Origin of the sequence: Nocardiopsis dassonvillei subsp. dassonvillei DSM 43111, from assembly GCF_000092985.1 — a bacterium.
Taxonomy (GTDB): Bacteria; Actinomycetota; Actinomycetes; order Streptosporangiales; family Streptosporangiaceae; genus Nocardiopsis; species Nocardiopsis dassonvillei.
In genome coordinates this window covers 565,968-581,595 of the sequence record NC_014211.1, presented here as the reverse complement: position 1 = coordinate 581,595, position 15,628 = coordinate 565,968, and the positions used below count along the sequence as shown (strand labels likewise).

Sequence of the window (15,628 nt, the reverse complement as noted above, 5' to 3'; positions counted from 1 at the left end):
GCCTCCCCGGACGGGCTCCCCTCAGCCGGACAGGTGCTCCAACAGCAGCTCGTTCACCCGGTCCGCGCGCTCGACCCCGAGCAGGTGCGCGGCGCCGGAGACCACCTCGAACCGGGCTTCGGGGATCCCGTCCGCCAGCCTCCGGCCGTGGCCGGGCGGCAGCATCGGGTCGTGGGCGGCCGACACCACCAGGGTCGGCACCCGCACGGAGGCCACCAGGTGGCGCTGGTCCATCCCGGCCACGGCGTCGCAGACCGCGGCGAAGCCCTCCGGGTCGAGCCCGCCGAACTCCTCGGTCAGCCGGGCCACGACCCGCGGCCGCTCCTCGCCCATGTCCGGGGTGAACCAGGGCCGCACCACGTCCGCGGTCACCGAGTCCAGGCCCGACGAGCGCACCCGGGAGGCGAGGAGGTCCCACCGGTGCGTCCGCGGGGTGCGGGGCGCCGCGGCCAGCAGCACGAGGCGTTCCAGGGTGCGCGGCGAGTTGGCCGCGATCCACACCAGCAGCGCCCCGCCGAGCCCGGCGCCCACCGCGTGGACCCGGGTCAGGCCCTGGGCCTCCAGGACTCCGAGCAGGTCCAGGGCGAGTTCCTCGACGGTGTAGGGGCCCTCCGGGGCCGGAGAGGAGCCGTGCCCCCGGTGGTTGACCCGCAGGACCCTGTGGTCGCGGGTGAGTTCGGGCAGCTGCGGTTCCCAGACCGACATCGTGGTGCCGAAGGGCGGCACGAGCAGTACGACGGGCGCGTGCCGGGGTCCGTCGAGCCGGTACTGGAGCGGAATCAAGGTCATGGAACCTCCGAGTCGCCAGAACGCCAGGCTATCGGCAGAGCCCCGTTCGGGGCCGCACCCTTTCCTCCCGTTTTCCGTCCGGTGGAGGACCGTAACTGACCTCCACTCTCCCTAGAGTCCTCGTGTACCGAGTCGGGCAGGGCGAGAAAGCGGTGGTCATGGTGGTCACGACGGCGACGAGCACGGTGGACGTGGAGCGCGCGAGCCTCCTGCGGTTCCTGGAGGACCAGCGCGACTTCCTGCGCCTCACGGTCCGGGGCCTGGACGACGAACAGGCCGCGCGGCGCACCACGGTGAGCGAACTGACCCTCGGCGGGCTGGTCAAGCACGTGACCCGGGCCGAGCGCAACTGGATCCGGTTCGTCCGTGAGGGAGCGGTCCACCCGAAGGTGGACTACGAGGACCCGGCCACCTGGGAGGAGCAGGCCGACAGCTTCCGGTTGCTGGAGGGCGAGACCCTCGACGGCGTCCTGGCGGACTACGCACTGGCCGCGCGGGAGACCGAGGAGCTCGTCAACGGCCTGCCGGACCTGGAGGTCAGCCACCGGCTCCCGGACGCGCCGTGGTTCCCCGAGGGCGCGTCCTGGTCCGCCCGCGACGTGCTGCTGCACGTCATCCGCGAGACAGCGCAGCACTGCGGGCACGCCGACATCCTGCGCGAGGCCCTGGACGGCCAGAAGAGCATGGGCTGACACGCACGCCCACCCGAACCGGTTGCCGGGCGGTACCGGCGGCGGGGAACACGCACGGAGCACAGAGTCCGGTTCCCCGCCGCCACCATCGACGATCTGCGGCGACTCGGTCCGGACGCAGCGCCCGAGGTCCTGAAGAAGGTCCTCCTCCCGGAGGAGGAGCCGGAAGCCGGGCATCCCCGGGCGGTGACCTCTGGAGCGACTTCCGTGCACGCCCCCGCTGAGATCCGCGTTCCGAAAAACCACACGGAAAACGGAAACGACGGGGGCGCCCCCACTGACCTGTGGGAACGCCCCCGCCTACGAGGTGGCGAGGGTCGCTTCCGCATCCCCCCTCAAAGTACGGAAGCGACCCTCGCGCTGGGAAGCGGCCGGCGACTCCTCCCCCCTGGAGTCGCGGCCTTGAAGGCCTGCCGCGGAAACGACCCGGTCGTCCCGCGTTGATGGAGACACTACCCACCACAACCTCGAAGAACAACCCTGAGTCACGATGAACTACTTAAAGTGATCGTCATTCCTCGGCAGGCGGCGGGCCAAGCCCGTGTGCGTAGCGTCAAACCGGGGTCATGACGGGGCGCTCGGGGACCACGCTTAGCCTGGTCTGGTGAGATCACCGCTCCTCAGCCCACGGTGGCTCGGCATCCACCTGCTCGCCCTGCTGGTCGGCGTCGTCTGCGTCGCCGGTACCGCCTGGCAGTTCGTCCGCGCCTTCGAACCCGACCGCGAGGTCATCACCAACCCGGTCGCGGACCTGGCCGGCGCCGTGCCCGTCTCGGACCTGCTCGAACCGGGCCAGTACATGCGCCCGGACTCCTTCGCCAACAGCGCGGTGGAGGCCAGCGGCAGCTACGACGCCGACGCCCAGCTGCTGGTGCCGCGCGTCGTGGACGGCGTGCGCGGCTACGACGTCATCGTCCCCCTGGTCACCGACGACGGCGGCGCCGCCGTCACCGTCAACCGGGGCTGGGCCGAGGAGGGCCAGGACATCCCGCCCGTGCCGGGGGGCGAGGTCACGGTCACCGGCTGGCTGCTGCCTCCGGCGGGCTCGGAGGGGGTCGTGCCGGTGGACGTCTCCGAGGGCCAGGTCGAGCGCATCGCCACGTCCGTGCTCGTCAACGAGTGGGACCACCCGCTCTACGAGGGATACGTCACCCTGCCCGAGACGGACCCTGCCACCGCCTCGCTCGTCCCCGCGCCGCCGCCCGAGCCGCCCACGGGGTTCACCGTCAACTGGCGCAGCCTCAGCTACACCGTGCAGTGGGCGATGTTCGGCGTCTCCGCCGTGGTCTTCTGGATCCTGCTGATGCGCCGGGAGCTGCGCGAGGGCGGCTCCCGGGAGGATCAGCCCGCGGTCGCGGGCTCCTGAGCCCGTCCGGCCTCGCGGTCCTTGGCCTGCTCCGAGCGCACGATCCGGTGCTCGACCACGAAGCCGAGCACGGGGATGGTGCCCGCGAGCGCCACGCCCAGCGTGCGGGAGGCGCTCCAGCGGCGGTCCAGGGCGACCCACAGGACCACGAAGACGTAGGCCATGTAGATGTAGCCGTGCGGCATCGCGATGTAGAGCATGAGCGGCGACTCGGGGCCGAACCAGTGCTCCAGGCCCTGCGGCGCGCCCACCAGGGAGAAGCGGGCGGTCTCCCCGACCAGGTACTTGGCGGGCATGGCCACGAAGGTCAGGCCCAGCAGGAAGACTCCGGTCACGTACGCGAGCACCCGGTACAACGCGAACGACACGCGCCTCTTGTCCACGGCTGATCCCCCTCAGACGACTGCGTCCCCGCTCCGGCGAGACAGGTCCGCGGGCGGGCGAAAATCAGCCTAAACGCTGTCCGGTACCCCGGGCGCCCGGGGTACCCGGGGCCGGACGATCTCACGTCACCGCAGGTCGGGTCACCTGCCCGAGACGCGGTCCGGGCTGCTCCACCGGCCGTCGGACTCGGTGGTCCACGCCTTGGGGATCATCCGCAGCGCGAGGTAGGCGTCCACGAGCCGGATCGGGAAGAAGAGCAGGCCGTAGACCAGGTAGGACGGCCGCCGCCGGATCGCCGCCATCAGGCAGGTGAGCATGTAGTCCGGGATGAACAGGCCGATGGCGATCGCCAGCAGCGGCAGGAAGGCCGTCACCGCGGTGAAGGCCTCCCCGACGAACGGCAGGCTCAGGAAGAACTCGCCGCCCAGCGTCCCCGCCAGGACGAACAGGCCGACCACGGTGGTGACCAGCAGCACGGCGGAGACCAGGACCACCTCCAGGATGTACAGCGCCAGGCAGGCCCAGAACAGGCTCGGCCACACCCGGTGGCGCCGGATGGTCTGCCAGAAGCCCAGCGTCCACCTGGTGACCTGCTTGTAGTAGTCCCGGAAGGTGAACGGGTCCTGGCTGTAGGCCTTGGTGTCGGGGTTCATCGAGACCCTGCCGAGGCGCTTGTGGTGCACCTCGAAGGTCATGTTGAAGTCCTCGATCACCAGCCCCTTGGGGTTGACGTCGATCTCCCTGAGCGCCTCGCTGCGGTAGACGCTGGCGAAGCCGGGCACGATGAAGGCCGTGTTGGCGTGCCGCCAGGTCTGCCCGAAGCGCATGAGGTACTGGAGCATGAAGTACAGGCGGTCCCGGTAGGCCGAGATCATCCGGCCGACGAAACCGCGCTCCCCGGGCTTCCACTCCGAGACGACGAAGCCCGCGACCGCCGCCACCGACGGGTCGGCCAGCTGCCTCCGGGCGCCCTCCACGTACCCGGGGTCGAGCTCGGTGTCGGCGTCCAGGATGAGGACGCCGTCGTAGTTGTCGGTCAGCGAGAACTCCTCGATGACCGCCTCGATGGCCCCGGCCTTGCCGCGGTTGGCGAGGAGTTCGAGGACGTTCACGCCGGTCTTGGCCGCGATCTGGGCGGTGGAGTCCCTCGACGAGTCCGAGACCACGTAGATGTCCCAGCGTTCGAACAGCCCCATGGCGGAGGCGATGGCGCCGCCGATGACGGGTTCCTCGTTGTGCGCCGGGATGATGACGGCCAGGGACACCTCCCGCCCGGAACCCTCCGCCCGGGCCGCCACGGCCGCCGAGGCGCCCCCCTCGGAGGCGTCGCCGCCCCTCTCGGCGAGTGCGGCGCCGCCGGAACCGCCCGCGCCCACCAGGACGCGTTCGCGGGCCCCGCCCCCGACGGCGCCGCGGTGTCCGGCGCGCGGTGACCGGAGCACGGCGCGCACCGAGTCCTCGCCCAGGCGCACGAGTCCGACGGTGGTCCACAGCAGCAGGTTGGCGCCGAAGGCCAACCACAGGAACACGTAACCCAGGGCGCCGAGGCCGGAGGCCTCGGCCACGTCCGTCGCGTAGCCGAACCAGTAGACAAAGAGTGCCGCGGCCAGGGCGAGGGCGATGAGCCCGATCAGCAGGCCGCCTATGAAACGTGCGGTACGCACAGCGCTAGGACCCTCCGAAGTTCTCGGTTTCGGACCGACATCAACCCGCAAAGTCGGTGTTAGCTTGACGCCCTACGACACCGAGAGGTTCACCCGGGTTCGCGTCCTATGTAGGCCACACAAATCGTATACACGGGCTTGCGGAAGATGGTAACCATAAGAGGATATTTGTGAGCTGTAGCTACGGCTCGTCTGTGGTTTGTCCATCATTGTCCAGGTTCTGGAAAATTCTGCGGAAAGTGACCAGCGGAGAGAAGGAGAATGCTCGGAGTGATCGGCGTTCCGTCCTCATCCTCATCCGGTTCCACTCGAATCCCACAGGTCACCAGCCCGGGGGGTCGCTCCGCCATGAGCAGCCAGGACGGTGCGTCACGCACCGTGGCACTGCACCAGCCGCACTACCTTCCGTGGCTGGGGCTTTTGGATAAAATTGACCGTTCCGACCGTTTCATCATCCTCGACAACGTCCAGTTCGAACGTCGCGGATGGCAGAACCGAAACTACGTCGGCGGCAGCGGAAAACCCGTCCTGCTGACCGTTCCGGTCGTCCAGGGCAGCCGGGACGACCGCATACGGGACAAAGTTGTTGACAACAGTCAGAATTGGAAGTCAAGACACTACAAGTCACTCGCGGAACACTGCTACCGCAAAGCGCCCTACTGGAAGGATTACCGCGACGAAATCGCCCACCTGTACGAACAGGAGTGGGACGGTCTCGCGGACCTGTGCGTGGCGACCACGCGCATGCTGATGCGGTGCTTCGGGATCGACACACCGCTGACGCTGGCCAGTGAGATCGGGGACTTCCCCGGCCGCAAGAGCGAGCTCCTCGCCCAGATCTGCGCCAAAACGGGGGCGCACACCATGCTCTCGGGCGACGGCGCCCGGGACTACCTGGAGCCCGAGACTCTGCACCGCTACGGGATCGACGTCCGGTGGCAGGACTTCCGGCACCCGGTGTACCCGCAGCACGGGCGCGCCCCAGCCGACTTCGTCCCTCGTCTGTCGGCGATCGACCTTCTCCTCAACACCGGCCCGGAGGCACTGAACGTGCTCAGGCAGGCGAGAACCCAGAGCTGACCCGAACACGGGTCCACCACAGCGCCGCGCCACCGGGCGCGGCGCCGCTCCCCGGGAAAAACCCGATCGCTCTCTAGGCAAAGGACGGAAAACGGTATGACGACGGACTGGTCCCAGGAACGCATCCTGGTGTTCGCGCCCCACCCCGACGACGAGACGCTCGGCTGCGGCGGCCTCATGAGCAAGGCCAAGGCGGCCGGCGCCGAGGTGTTCGTCCAGTTCCTCACCGTCGGGGACACGGCCGACATGTCTCCCAAGGGCTTCTCCACAGCGGAGGAGCGCTACGCGGAGATCAAGAAGGTCGCCGACCACTTCCGCTGGGACGACTGGCACATGGCCCTGCCCGGCGACCAGTACCACCTCAGGCTCGACTCCGTCGCCCGGGTGGACCTCGCCCAGCTGATCGAGCGCGAGAGCCCGCTGTCCATCGAGCGGCTCCGCCCGACCGTGGTGCTCGGACCGCACCACTCCAGTTACAACCAGGACCACCGGGCCGTGGCCGAGGCGGTGCACACCGCCCTGCGCCCGTCCAACACCGCGCTGCGCCACCACCCGAGCCTGGCGCTGGCCTACGAGGAGGCCGCCGACCACTGGCGCTCGGAGCCGCTGTGCCCGCCCAACCTCATCGTCGAACTGGACGAGGTGCAGGTGGTGGACAAGCTCCACGGCATGCAGCTGTACGGATCCCAGTCCCACCAGCACCCGCACACCCGCTCCGAGCCCACCCTGCGCAGCCTCGCCGTCCTGCGGGGCATGCAGGCGGGCGTGGCGCTCGGGGAGGGGTTCCACGTGCTGCGCTGCCTGGCCTGAGCGTTCCCGGACCCGCGGCCGGCAGTGCCGCGCGCCGCCCCACCGTGCGCGGCCGCGACGACCGCGCACACACGCCGTTCCCAGTCGGGGAACGGCGAGAGAGAACACCGAGTGGAGGGGAAACCATGAAGGCTGTAGTCACCGGAGGAGCCGGCTTCATCGGCTCACACCTGTGCGACCACCTGATCGCCCGGGGCCACCAGGTCACCGTCCTGGACGACCTGTCGACCGGGACCCTGGCGAACCTGGTCCAGGCGCAGGGCTCGCCCGGGTTCCGGTTCGTGGAGGGGGACGTCCTGGACCGGGAACTGGTCGACTCCCTGGTCGCCCCGGCGGACGCCGTGTTCCACCTCGCGGCGGCCGTGGGCGTGTACAACATCGTCGACAACCCGCTGCGCTCCCTGCGGATCAACCTGCACGGGACGGAGAACGTGGTGGAGGCGGCCGTGGCGCACCGCGTGCCCTACATGGTCGCCTCGACCAGCGAGGTCTACGGCAAGAACGACGCCGACGGTCTCAAGGAGGGCGACGACCGCGTCTACGGACCGGCGACCAAGAGCCGCTGGTCCTACGCCGCGGCGAAGGGGCTGGACGAGCTCGTCGCCTACGTGCAGGGCGTCGAGTCGGGCGTGCCGTGCGTCATCACCCGCTTCTTCAACGTGGTCGGCCCCCGCCAGACGGGCCGGTACGGGATGGTGGTCCCGCGCTTCGTGGACCAGGCGTTGGCGGACGAGCCCATCACCGTGTACGGGACGGGGACGCAGCGCCGCTGCTTCGGCTCGGTGTTCGACGTGGTGCCCGCGCTCCTGCGGCTGATGGACACCCCCGAGGCCTACAACCAGGCCGTCAACCTCGGCGGACACGAGGAGGTCTCCATCAAGGGCCTGGCCGACCGGGTCGTGGAGCTGGCGGGTTCGAGGAGCGCGATCACCTACGTCGACTACGAGGAGGCCTACGGCGAGGGCTACGAGGACATGCAGCGCCGCTACCCGGACACCTCGCTGGCCGCGCGGCTGATCGGGTACCGCCCCGAGCGCGACCTCAACGACATCATCCGTTCGATCATGGAACACCGCCGTGCGGTCGGCTCCGTACCGCAGCCGGCGTAACCGAACCTGAAGGGTCCGGTCCGGGGCGCCCTCTCCGCCTCGGCCGACCGACACGGGACAAGGAGACGAAGGACCACGGCTCCGGCCCTTCCCTCCGACGGGACGGTCGCGCGTCCCGGACGGGTCCGGCGCTCCCCCATGCCCGCACGAGGGCGATCGGCGCCGGTGGACCGCGGGCCCGCCGAGGGCATGGACGGGTGCGTCCGCCTCCGGGCGGCGCGGACGAGGGGGCCGGGTCCTCAGAGAGGCAGCAGCACCGTCACCACCAGGACGCAGCTCAGGGCGAGCACGCCCGCGCACAGGAGCGCCATCGCCCACGGGCCCGCCACGGACGGCGAGGGCCGCCCGGTTCCCGGAACGGGCGCGCCGTGCCCGCCGGCCCGCCACCGCAGCCACACGTGCGCGGCCAGCACCCCCGCCAGGAGCAGCAGTCCGACCGTGGTGGCCACGCGCACCTCGGGCGGAGCCTGCGGGAAGGCGTCGTCGCCGGGGGCCAGGGAGCCGCGCAGGAACAGCAGCCCCACCACGACCAGCAGGGCGATCGTGCGGTGCCAGGACATCAGGGTGCGCTCCGGCTGCATGCCGGGATCGCGTTCGACGGGGGTGGTCACAGCAGGTTGCCCAGCAGAACCAGAGCGCACACCAGCCCCACCGCCAGGGCGGTGACGAGCGGGAGCGCACTCAGTTTCAGGGCCGCGCCGCGACTCATGAGCTGTTGCACGCGGTACCAGCGCAGCGGGGCGTAGACGGTGATGACCCCGGCCAGCACCGCCAGCAGCAGGCCGACCGTGGTGCGCGGCCCCTCCGCCCAGCCCAGCGGGAGCAGGTGCAGGACGGCGACGGCACCGGCGAGCAGGGCCAGCGCGGTGCGCACCCAGGCGAGGAAGGTCCGCTCGTTGGCGAGGGTGAACCGGTAGTCCACGGAAGGACCCTCCGCGTCCCGCGGAGAGGCTTCGGAACCCATCCCACTCCCCCCTTTCGACAGGGACGGCCCGGGTTCGCCCCCGAACCGGGCCGGGCCCGCCACGTGGGGCCCGCGTCCCTCCAGACGACACTAGCCGTCGCGCCTCTTTCCTCCCAAACAGGTATGTAAGGCGTGTTATGGCGTAAAACAACCAGACTGCGGGATGGTTCACCGGCCGCGGCAGGCATGCGGAACAAACGAACGGGCACGACCGCTGTAGCACTGAGAGATGGCGGTTGGCCGACGGTCGACACCAACCAACGAACAGATACAGGAGACCACGTGCCCACGGTCGAGCTCACCAAGGACAACTTCGCGGAGACGCTGAAGGACAACGACTTCGTCCTCATCGACTTCTGGGCGGACTGGTGCGGTCCCTGCCGGCAGTTCGCCCCGGTGTTCGAGACCTCCTCGGAGAAGCACACCGACATCGTCCACGCCAAGGTGGACACCGAGGCGCAGCGCGAACTCGCCTTCGAGTTCAAGATCCAGTCCATCCCGACCCTGATGATCGTGCGCGAGCGCACCGTCATCTACAACGAGCCCGGGGCCCTGCCCTCCGAGGCTCTGGAGAGCCTCATCACGCAGGCCAAGGAGCTGGACATGGACGAGGTGCGGGAGAAGATCGCCGAGCAGGGCGGCTCACCGGAGTAACACTCCCGGAGCGGCACGGACCGTTTCCGCGCGCCCCGGACGCCCCCTCCCACGGAGGGCGGCGTCCGGGGCGTTCGCGCGTCCGGACGGGGCCCGGCCGGGCGGACGCGGCGACGGCCTCCGGACGGGACGCCGCCCCGCCCCGGCAGGAGACCGGGCCTCGCGCGGATAGGACCGAAAAGGGCGAAACAGGAAGACCGAAAAGTCATCAAGAGGTTTGCGGCCGGTCACCTGTCCACCCGTCCGGCGAGTTTCGGCCCACCCGGGGCCCGATCCTCCCAGACGGGACGAACCGCACTCCAGAGGCGGTCCGCACCTCCTTCGGTGACGGGAGGACAACGCCTCGCGATCGCCACGCCTCCGAGTTCACCGCCCACGTTCACCTTCGCCACGGGGTTCGTTCACCGTTGCTTCATACGGACATATTTGCATGGGTTCGACCGCGCTCCGCGGCTCCGGCCGCGCACCTCCCGCGCACGCACAGTCCGACCCGGAAGTGGCCTCATGTCTGTCAGCAACACCGCCTCCCCTCGCGGCACCGAGACCGGTCGCGGCGTCGCCCCCGACACCGTCCGGTACAACCGCGAGGTTCCCGACCTGGGCGACCCCGTCTTCGACGTCTCCGGGCTCTCCATCTACTACGGCTCCAACAAGGCCGTGCGCGACGTGGACCTGAAGGTGGGCCCCCGTCAGATCACGGCGATGATCGGGCCGTCCGGCTGCGGCAAGAGCACCGTCCTGCGGACCCTGAACCGCATGAACGACCTCATCCCCGGAGCCCGCATCGAGGGCAAGGTCACCTACCACGGCGAGGACCTGTACGCCTCGGAGGTGGACCCCATCGAGGTGCGCCGCCGGATCGGCATGGTCTTCCAGAAGCCCAACCCGTTCCCCAAGTCGATCTACGACAACGTGGCCTACGGCCCCAAGATCAACGGCGTCCGCGGCAACATGGACGACCTGGTCGAGGAGACGCTGACCAAGGCCGCCCTGTGGGACGAGGTCAAGGACAAGCTCAAGGAGAGCGCCTTCGCCCTCTCCGGCGGCCAGCAGCAGCGCCTGTGCATCGCGCGCACCATCGCGGTCAACCCCGAGGTGATCTTGATGGACGAGCCCTGCTCGGCGCTCGACCCCATCGCGACCCTCAAGATCGAGGACCTGATGTACGAGCTGGCCAGCGAGTACACCATCGTCATCGTCACGCACAACATGCAGCAGGCGGCGCGCGTGTCCGACCGCACGGCCTTCTTCACCGCCGGTGTGGACGACGCGGGCGACCGCTACGGCAGCCTGGTGGAGTTCGACGAGACCGCGACGATCTTCAGCAAGCCGTCCGACCAGAGGACCGAGGACTATATCAGCGGTCGCTTCGGCTAAACCGCTGACCTCCGGCTCTCCCGCAGACCGGGACCGCTGATCGGTGGGGTCGCTCCAGCCAAACCGCTGACCTCCGGCTCTCCCGCAGACCGGGACCGCTGATCGGTGGGGTCGCTCCAGCCAAACCGCTGACCTCCGGCTCCCCCACGGCCGCGGGCCCTCCGGTCGCGACCGTCGACCGGAGGGCCGTTTCGGTCAGGCCGGAGCACCCTTCCCGGGGATCCGCCCCACTGTTCCTTCGACGAAGTGGACCTCCCATGCCCGCGCTCACAACGTCCGCATCCGTCCCGTTCCCGGGTGCCCCGGTCGAGGACGAAATGGTCGAGCGCTCGGAACGGTCGGAGGGACCGCTCCGGGTCCTGCTAGTGGAGCCCGAGTCGGAGCAGTCGCACCAGCTGGTGCTGTCGCTGAGCGGGCACGACGTGGACATCACGGTGTGCGTGGACGGCGCCGAGGCGCTGCTGCGGGTGGGGATGATGCGACCGGACACCCTGGTGACCAGCGCCACTCCGCCCGAGGTGGACCTGGAGACGCTGGTGCGGGTGACCCGGCGGGCGACGGACATCCCGATCCTCATCGGGGTGGGCCCCGGCGACTCCCAGCGGGCGATGCGCGCGCTGGCGGCCGGAGCCACCGCGTGCGTCAACCGCCCCTACCGGATCCCGGAGCTGGCGGCGCTGCTGCGCGGCTCCCTCCCGGGACCGGACGGCGGCGGCCCGGACGGCACCGCCTCCTCGGCCGCGCTGCGTTCGGGCGCCCTGGAGCTGGACGCGCTGGGGCACCGGCTCTTCGTGGACGGCAACCCGGTCAACCTGGCGCTGCGGGAGTTCGGGATCATGGACTTCCTGCTGAGGCACAGCGGCAGGGTGGTCAGCCGCGAGGAGCTGTGGACCGAGGTCTGGCACAAGCCGCTGCCTCCGGTGAACAACACCATCGCCGTGCACATCCGGCGCCTGCGGCACAAGCTGGGTGACTCCGAGGCACAGCCCAGGTTCATCCACACGGTCCGGGGGATCGGCTACCGACTGGACACGGCGAACGGTTCCTGAGCGGAGGAAAAGCGCGGGACGGGATCGGTGAATTCCCCTCCTCCGGGTCCTTTCGGTGATGCCGACGAGACCCCTTGTTCATCTTCACGTCACCTCGGTCCGAGACGAACGCGAAGATGAATCATCGAACAATCCGACGTGTCACCTTCGCCACCGGGAAACCACCGCGCCGCTCCCGGCCCCCACGACCATACCCGCAGGTCATCACCGCCTGTCCCCGGAACATAACAGGATCCGCGCGGAGCCGAAAACACACACCCGTTATCAGATGGTTACCGCCATTCACTTCGCATTCACCCTTCTTCTACCATCCCGCCTTCATCTCGATGACACGGCGTCTTCCTGCGCACTTACTGTCATTTCACGTCAGCCCCGACAGCGGTGATTCAACGAGGAGAACTACGACATGCGCAACGGGCGTTCCAAGCTCGCCGTCCTGGCGGCCATCCCCCTGCTCGCGGCGGCGTGCAGCAGCGGAGGCGACACCGGCGGCGACGGCTCCGGCGGTGGCGGGGGCGACCTCAGCGCCTCCCTGACCGGTGCCGGGGCCAGCTTCCCCGACCCCCTGTTCCAGGACTGGATCTACACCTACTCCAACGACGTCCAGCCCGGCGTCAGCGTCAACTACCAGAGCGTGGGCTCCGGTGCCGGCGTGGAGCAGTTCCTGGAGCAGACCGTCGACTTCGGCTCCTCCGAGGAGCCGCTGGGCGAGGAGGACCTCGCGGCCGCCTCCGAGGCCCGCGGCTGTGAGGCCGTGCAGTTCCCGGTCGTCTTCGGCGCGGTCGTCATCGCCTTCAACAACCCCGAGCTGGACGGCCTGGTCCTGGACGCGGCGACCATCGCGGCCATCTACGACGGCCAGATCACCACGTTCGACGACCCGGCCATCGCCGAGCTCAACCCGGACATGGAGCTGCCCGGCGACGAGATCATCCCCGTCCACCGCTCCGACAGCTCCGGCACCACCTACGTGTTCTCGCACTACCTGAGCACCGAGGTCGACTCCTGGGCCGAGAAGTACGGCGAGGGCAAGGAGATCGAGTGGGCCGACGGCCTGGTCGGCGGCCAGCAGAACGACGGCGTCGCCCAGGGCATCACCCAGAACCCCGGCGGCATCGGCTACGTGAACCAGTCCTTCGCGCAGGAGGCGGGCCTGTCCGTCGCCCACATCGTGAACGAGGACGGCAACCCGATCGAGCCGACCCTGGAGTCCACCATCGCGGCCTCCGAGGAGGCCGAGATCCCGGACAACTTCCAGTTCGCGATCGACAACATCGGCGGCGAGGGTTACCCGATCGCCGGTTCCAACTGGATCTTCACCTACACCTGCGGCTACGAGCAGGCCAGCGCCGACGCCATCATCGACTTCTGGACCTGGGCCCTGACCGACGAGGGCGCCCGCGAGCTGGCCGGTGAGCTGGGCTACGCGCCGCTGGGCCAGGAGCTGACCGACCGCGTCGTCGCCGAGCTGGAGAAGACCAACGCCGAGAACGGCGGCGCCGACGCCGGCGCCGAGGAGGAGGCCGGAGCCGAGGAGAGCGCCGAGGAGAGCGCTCCCGAGGCCGAAGCCACCACCGAGTAGGAACGCCCCGCGGGGCCGGGAGAGTCGTCCCGGCCCCGCACGCCTTCTTCCCAACCCCCGCCCCCGCCCCGGGGCGGGACGCTCTCCACTCCCCACGAAAGCCACAGAGGAGAAGCACATGTCCACCGAGGCCCGTGAGGCCCCCCAGGCCCCCGAGGACTCCCGGCGGGGGACGCTGAAGTCCGGCAAGGGGCGCCTGGGCGATCCGATCTTCAAGTGGGCCGTCGCGGCCTGCGGCACCCTCGTCCTGATCATCCTGGCGCTGATGGTCATCCGGACCACCAGCGAGGCCTGGCCGGTCTTCGCCAAGGAGGGCTTCTTCGGCTTCCTCCTCGGGGAGGACTGGCAGAGCGGCGGATCCCGCACGGAGATCACCGGCACCTACGGCGCCTGGCCCTTCATCTACGGAACCCTGGTCACGGCGACCATCGCGATCGCCATCGCGCTGCCGCTGGCGATCATGGTCGCCGTCTACCTGACCCACCTGGCCCCGCGCCGCCTCGCCAAGCCGCTGTCGTACACGGTCGAGCTGCTCGCCGCCGTGCCCAGCGTCATCTTCGGCCTCTGGGGCCTGCACTGGTTCCTGCCGAACGTGATGCGCCCCTTCTTCGTCTGGCTGGAGAGCACCTTCGGCTGGTTCTTCCTCTTCGAGGGACCGGTGCGCGGCGTCGGCTACCTGCCCGCGGGCATCGTGCTGGCCATCATGATCCTGCCGATCATGACGGCGCTCATCCGCGAGGTCGTCGTCGTCCAGCCGATCGAGCAGCAGATGGCCGCCTACGCCCTGGGCTCCACCCGGTGGGAGGTCATCACCAAGGTGATCCTGCCGGCCAGCTTCTCCGGGATCGTGGCCGCCGCCATGCTGGGACTGGGCCGCGCCCTCGGCGAGACCATCGCCGTGCTGATGCTGATCGGCGGAACCCAGGGGTGGAGCGGCAGCCTGTTCGGCACCGGAAGCAGCATGGCCTCGCACATCGCCGCGTCCTTCGGTGAGGCCTCGCCCGAGGTCCGGACGGCGCTGATGGCGATCGGCGTCGCCCTCTTCCTGGTCACGATGATCGTCAACATCCTGGCCCGCGTCATCGTCTGGCGCCTGGGGCAGTTCACGGGAGACTCCGCCGTATGAGCACAGCAACCACCACTCCTCCGGACGCCCGGCACACCCCCCTGAGCCAGCGCCCGCCCGGCTCCGGCTTCCGCAGGTTCAAGGACCGCTCTGCGTCGGTGGCACTGACCGCCGCGATGGTCCTGGCGATGATCCCGCTGGTCCTCATCATCTTCGAGGTCACCCGGCGCGGCATCGGCGTCGTCAACCTGGAGTTCTTCACCGAGACCGAGCCCCCGCCGCGGCGCGAGGGCGGCGGGTACGCGGCCGGGTTCTTCGGCACGCTCTACATCATGGCGCTCGCGGTCGTGATGTCGATCCCGTTCGGCATCGCCACGGCCGTCTACGTCGTGGAGTACGGTCCCAACCGCCTGACCGGCGCGATCCGCTTCTTCACCGACGTGATGACGGGCATCCCCTCGATCTTCGTCGGTCTGTTCGTGTACGGCCTGGTCGTCATCGGCTGGGGCCAGATGGGCTTCGGCACCTTCGCCGGTGCTCTGGCGATCGCCATGATGATGCTGCCGATCGTGACGCGGTCCGCGGAGGAGATGCTGCGGCTCGTGCCCAACGAGATGCGCAACGCCAGCTACGGCCTGGGCGCGCGCAAGTGGCAGACCATCGTGCACACGGTGCTGCCCGCCGCCGCCCCCGGCCTGACCACCGGTTCGATGCTGGCCGTCGCCCGCGGCATCGGCGAGACCGCCCCGCTGCTGCTGACCGCGTTCGGCACCGGCCTGGTCGTGACCGCCTTCCAGGGCGAGCCGCAGGGCGCCGTGCCGATGCAGCTGTACCGGGGCGCCATGCAGCCCTTCGAGGCCGGTATCGACCGCGCCTGGGGCGCCGCCCTGTGCCTGTTCCTGCTGGTGCTGCTGTTCACCGTGATCGCGCGGTGGATCGGCTCGCGGGCCTCCGTGGGCAGCCGCTGACAGCCCGACCCCGTGGGGCCGTGCGCCGGAGAGACCTCCGGTGCGCGGCCCCTTCGGCTCTGTCGGCGCCGACG

Annotated in this window: 16 protein-coding genes; 11 read left to right on the top strand and 5 right to left on the bottom strand. The window is 69.8% G+C overall.

What is annotated here, in order from left to right; all coding sequences use genetic code 11:
• Positions 1-21 precede the first annotated feature (21 nt).
• Complete coding sequence (locus NDAS_RS26745; protein WP_013156388.1) at positions 22-789, bottom strand: alpha/beta fold hydrolase; 768 nt, start codon at positions 787-789, stop codon at positions 22-24.
• A 158-nt stretch (positions 790-947) separates the two neighbouring features.
• Here NDAS_RS26745 and NDAS_RS26740 point away from each other — a divergent pair, with 158 nt between their 5' ends.
• Both NDAS_RS26740 and NDAS_RS26735 read left to right on the top strand, forming a co-directional pair.
• A complete protein-coding gene (locus tag NDAS_RS26740; protein WP_041553534.1) occupies positions 948-1,481 on the top strand; it encodes a DinB family protein in 534 nt (177 codons plus the stop codon).
• A gap of 604 nt (positions 1,482-2,085) precedes the next feature.
• Entirely contained in the window at positions 2,086-2,847 is a 762-nt protein-coding gene (locus NDAS_RS26735) for an SURF1 family protein (RefSeq protein ID WP_013156386.1), read from the top strand.
• Here NDAS_RS26735 and NDAS_RS26730 read toward each other — a convergent pair.
• Positions 2,823-3,230 carry a DUF3817 domain-containing protein gene (locus NDAS_RS26730; RefSeq protein ID WP_013156385.1) on the bottom strand — a complete coding sequence of 136 codons (408 nt, stop codon included), beginning with the start codon at positions 3,228-3,230 and terminating at the stop codon, positions 2,823-2,825. The genes NDAS_RS26735 and NDAS_RS26730 overlap by 25 nt on opposite strands.
• A 141-nt stretch (positions 3,231-3,371) precedes the next feature.
• Positions 3,372-4,895 (bottom strand): glycosyltransferase family 2 protein, encoded by a 1,524-nt coding sequence (locus tag NDAS_RS26725; protein ID WP_013156384.1) that lies wholly within the window; start codon positions 4,893-4,895, stop codon positions 3,372-3,374.
• A gap of 348 nt (positions 4,896-5,243) precedes the next feature.
• On the opposite strand from NDAS_RS26725, the gene NDAS_RS26720 reads away from it, so the two are divergent.
• From NDAS_RS26720 to NDAS_RS26710, 3 genes are all read left to right on the top strand, one after another.
• Positions 5,244-5,975, top strand: coding sequence for a WbqC family protein (locus NDAS_RS26720; RefSeq protein WP_013156383.1), 732 nt, complete (start codon positions 5,244-5,246; stop codon positions 5,973-5,975).
• Between the two features lie 96 nt (positions 5,976-6,071).
• Positions 6,072-6,785 (top strand): PIG-L deacetylase family protein, encoded by a 714-nt coding sequence (locus NDAS_RS26715; RefSeq protein ID WP_013156382.1) that lies wholly within the window; start codon positions 6,072-6,074, stop codon positions 6,783-6,785.
• Between the two features lie 125 nt (positions 6,786-6,910).
• Positions 6,911-7,894, top strand: coding sequence for an NAD-dependent epimerase/dehydratase family protein (locus tag NDAS_RS26710; protein ID WP_013156381.1), 984 nt, complete (start codon positions 6,911-6,913; stop codon positions 7,892-7,894).
• A gap of 239 nt (positions 7,895-8,133) precedes the next feature.
• Here the strand turns inward: NDAS_RS26710 and NDAS_RS26705 are convergent, their stop codons facing one another.
• Together NDAS_RS26705 and NDAS_RS26700 are read right to left on the bottom strand one after the other, a co-directional pair.
• Entirely contained in the window at positions 8,134-8,505 is a 372-nt protein-coding gene (locus tag NDAS_RS26705) for a DUF202 domain-containing protein (RefSeq protein ID WP_013156380.1), read from the bottom strand.
• Positions 8,502-8,858 (bottom strand): YidH family protein, encoded by a 357-nt coding sequence (locus NDAS_RS26700; RefSeq protein WP_041553452.1) that lies wholly within the window; start codon positions 8,856-8,858, stop codon positions 8,502-8,504. The genes NDAS_RS26705 and NDAS_RS26700 overlap by 4 nt, the downstream gene beginning before the upstream one ends.
• 282 nt (positions 8,859-9,140) lie before the next feature.
• On the opposite strand from NDAS_RS26700, the gene trxA reads away from it, so the two are divergent.
• From trxA to pstA, 6 genes are all read left to right on the top strand, one after another.
• A complete protein-coding gene (gene trxA, locus NDAS_RS26695; protein ID WP_013156378.1) occupies positions 9,141-9,512 on the top strand; it encodes a thioredoxin in 372 nt (123 codons plus the stop codon).
• 504 nt (positions 9,513-10,016) lie between these two features.
• Positions 10,017-10,889, top strand: coding sequence for a phosphate ABC transporter ATP-binding protein PstB (pstB, locus tag NDAS_RS26690; protein WP_013156377.1), 873 nt, complete (start codon positions 10,017-10,019; stop codon positions 10,887-10,889).
• Between the two features lie 257 nt (positions 10,890-11,146).
• A complete protein-coding gene (locus NDAS_RS26685) occupies positions 11,147-11,938 on the top strand; it encodes a response regulator transcription factor (RefSeq protein ID WP_041553451.1) in 792 nt (263 codons plus the stop codon).
• Between the two features lie 406 nt (positions 11,939-12,344).
• A complete protein-coding gene (gene pstS / locus NDAS_RS26680) occupies positions 12,345-13,520 on the top strand; it encodes a phosphate ABC transporter substrate-binding protein PstS (RefSeq protein ID WP_013156375.1) in 1,176 nt (391 codons plus the stop codon).
• Between the two features lie 118 nt (positions 13,521-13,638).
• Complete coding sequence (gene pstC, locus NDAS_RS26675) at positions 13,639-14,646, top strand: phosphate ABC transporter permease subunit PstC (protein ID WP_013156374.1); 1,008 nt, start codon at positions 13,639-13,641, stop codon at positions 14,644-14,646.
• Complete coding sequence (gene pstA, locus NDAS_RS26670; RefSeq protein WP_013156373.1) at positions 14,643-15,554, top strand: phosphate ABC transporter permease PstA; 912 nt, start codon at positions 14,643-14,645, stop codon at positions 15,552-15,554. The genes pstC and pstA overlap by 4 nt, the downstream gene beginning before the upstream one ends.
• Positions 15,555-15,628: the final 74 nt, after the last annotated feature.

Excerpts from the sequence above, each read along its gene's own strand:
- pstB (WP_013156377.1), top strand. The coding sequence starts at position 10,017 with ATGTCTGTCAGCAACACCGCCTCCCCTCGCGGCACCGAGACCGGTCGC.
- pstA (WP_013156373.1), top strand. The coding sequence starts at position 14,643 with ATGAGCACAGCAACCACCACTCCTCCGGACGCCCGGCACACCCCCCTG.
- NDAS_RS26720 (WP_013156383.1), top strand. The coding sequence starts at position 5,244 with ATGAGCAGCCAGGACGGTGCGTCACGCACCGTGGCACTGCACCAGCCG.
- NDAS_RS26740 (WP_041553534.1), top strand. The coding sequence starts at position 948 with ATGGTGGTCACGACGGCGACGAGCACGGTGGACGTGGAGCGCGCGAGC.
- NDAS_RS26685 (WP_041553451.1), top strand. The coding sequence starts at position 11,147 with ATGCCCGCGCTCACAACGTCCGCATCCGTCCCGTTCCCGGGTGCCCCG.
- NDAS_RS26700 (WP_041553452.1), bottom strand. The coding sequence starts at position 8,858 with ATGGGTTCCGAAGCCTCTCCGCGGGACGCGGAGGGTCCTTCCGTGGAC.
- NDAS_RS26710 (WP_013156381.1), top strand. The coding sequence starts at position 6,911 with ATGAAGGCTGTAGTCACCGGAGGAGCCGGCTTCATCGGCTCACACCTG.
- pstC (WP_013156374.1), top strand. The coding sequence starts at position 13,639 with ATGTCCACCGAGGCCCGTGAGGCCCCCCAGGCCCCCGAGGACTCCCGG.
- pstS (WP_013156375.1), top strand. The coding sequence starts at position 12,345 with ATGCGCAACGGGCGTTCCAAGCTCGCCGTCCTGGCGGCCATCCCCCTG.
- NDAS_RS26715 (WP_013156382.1), top strand. The coding sequence starts at position 6,072 with ATGACGACGGACTGGTCCCAGGAACGCATCCTGGTGTTCGCGCCCCAC.
- NDAS_RS26745 (WP_013156388.1), bottom strand. The coding sequence starts at position 789 with ATGACCTTGATTCCGCTCCAGTACCGGCTCGACGGACCCCGGCACGCG.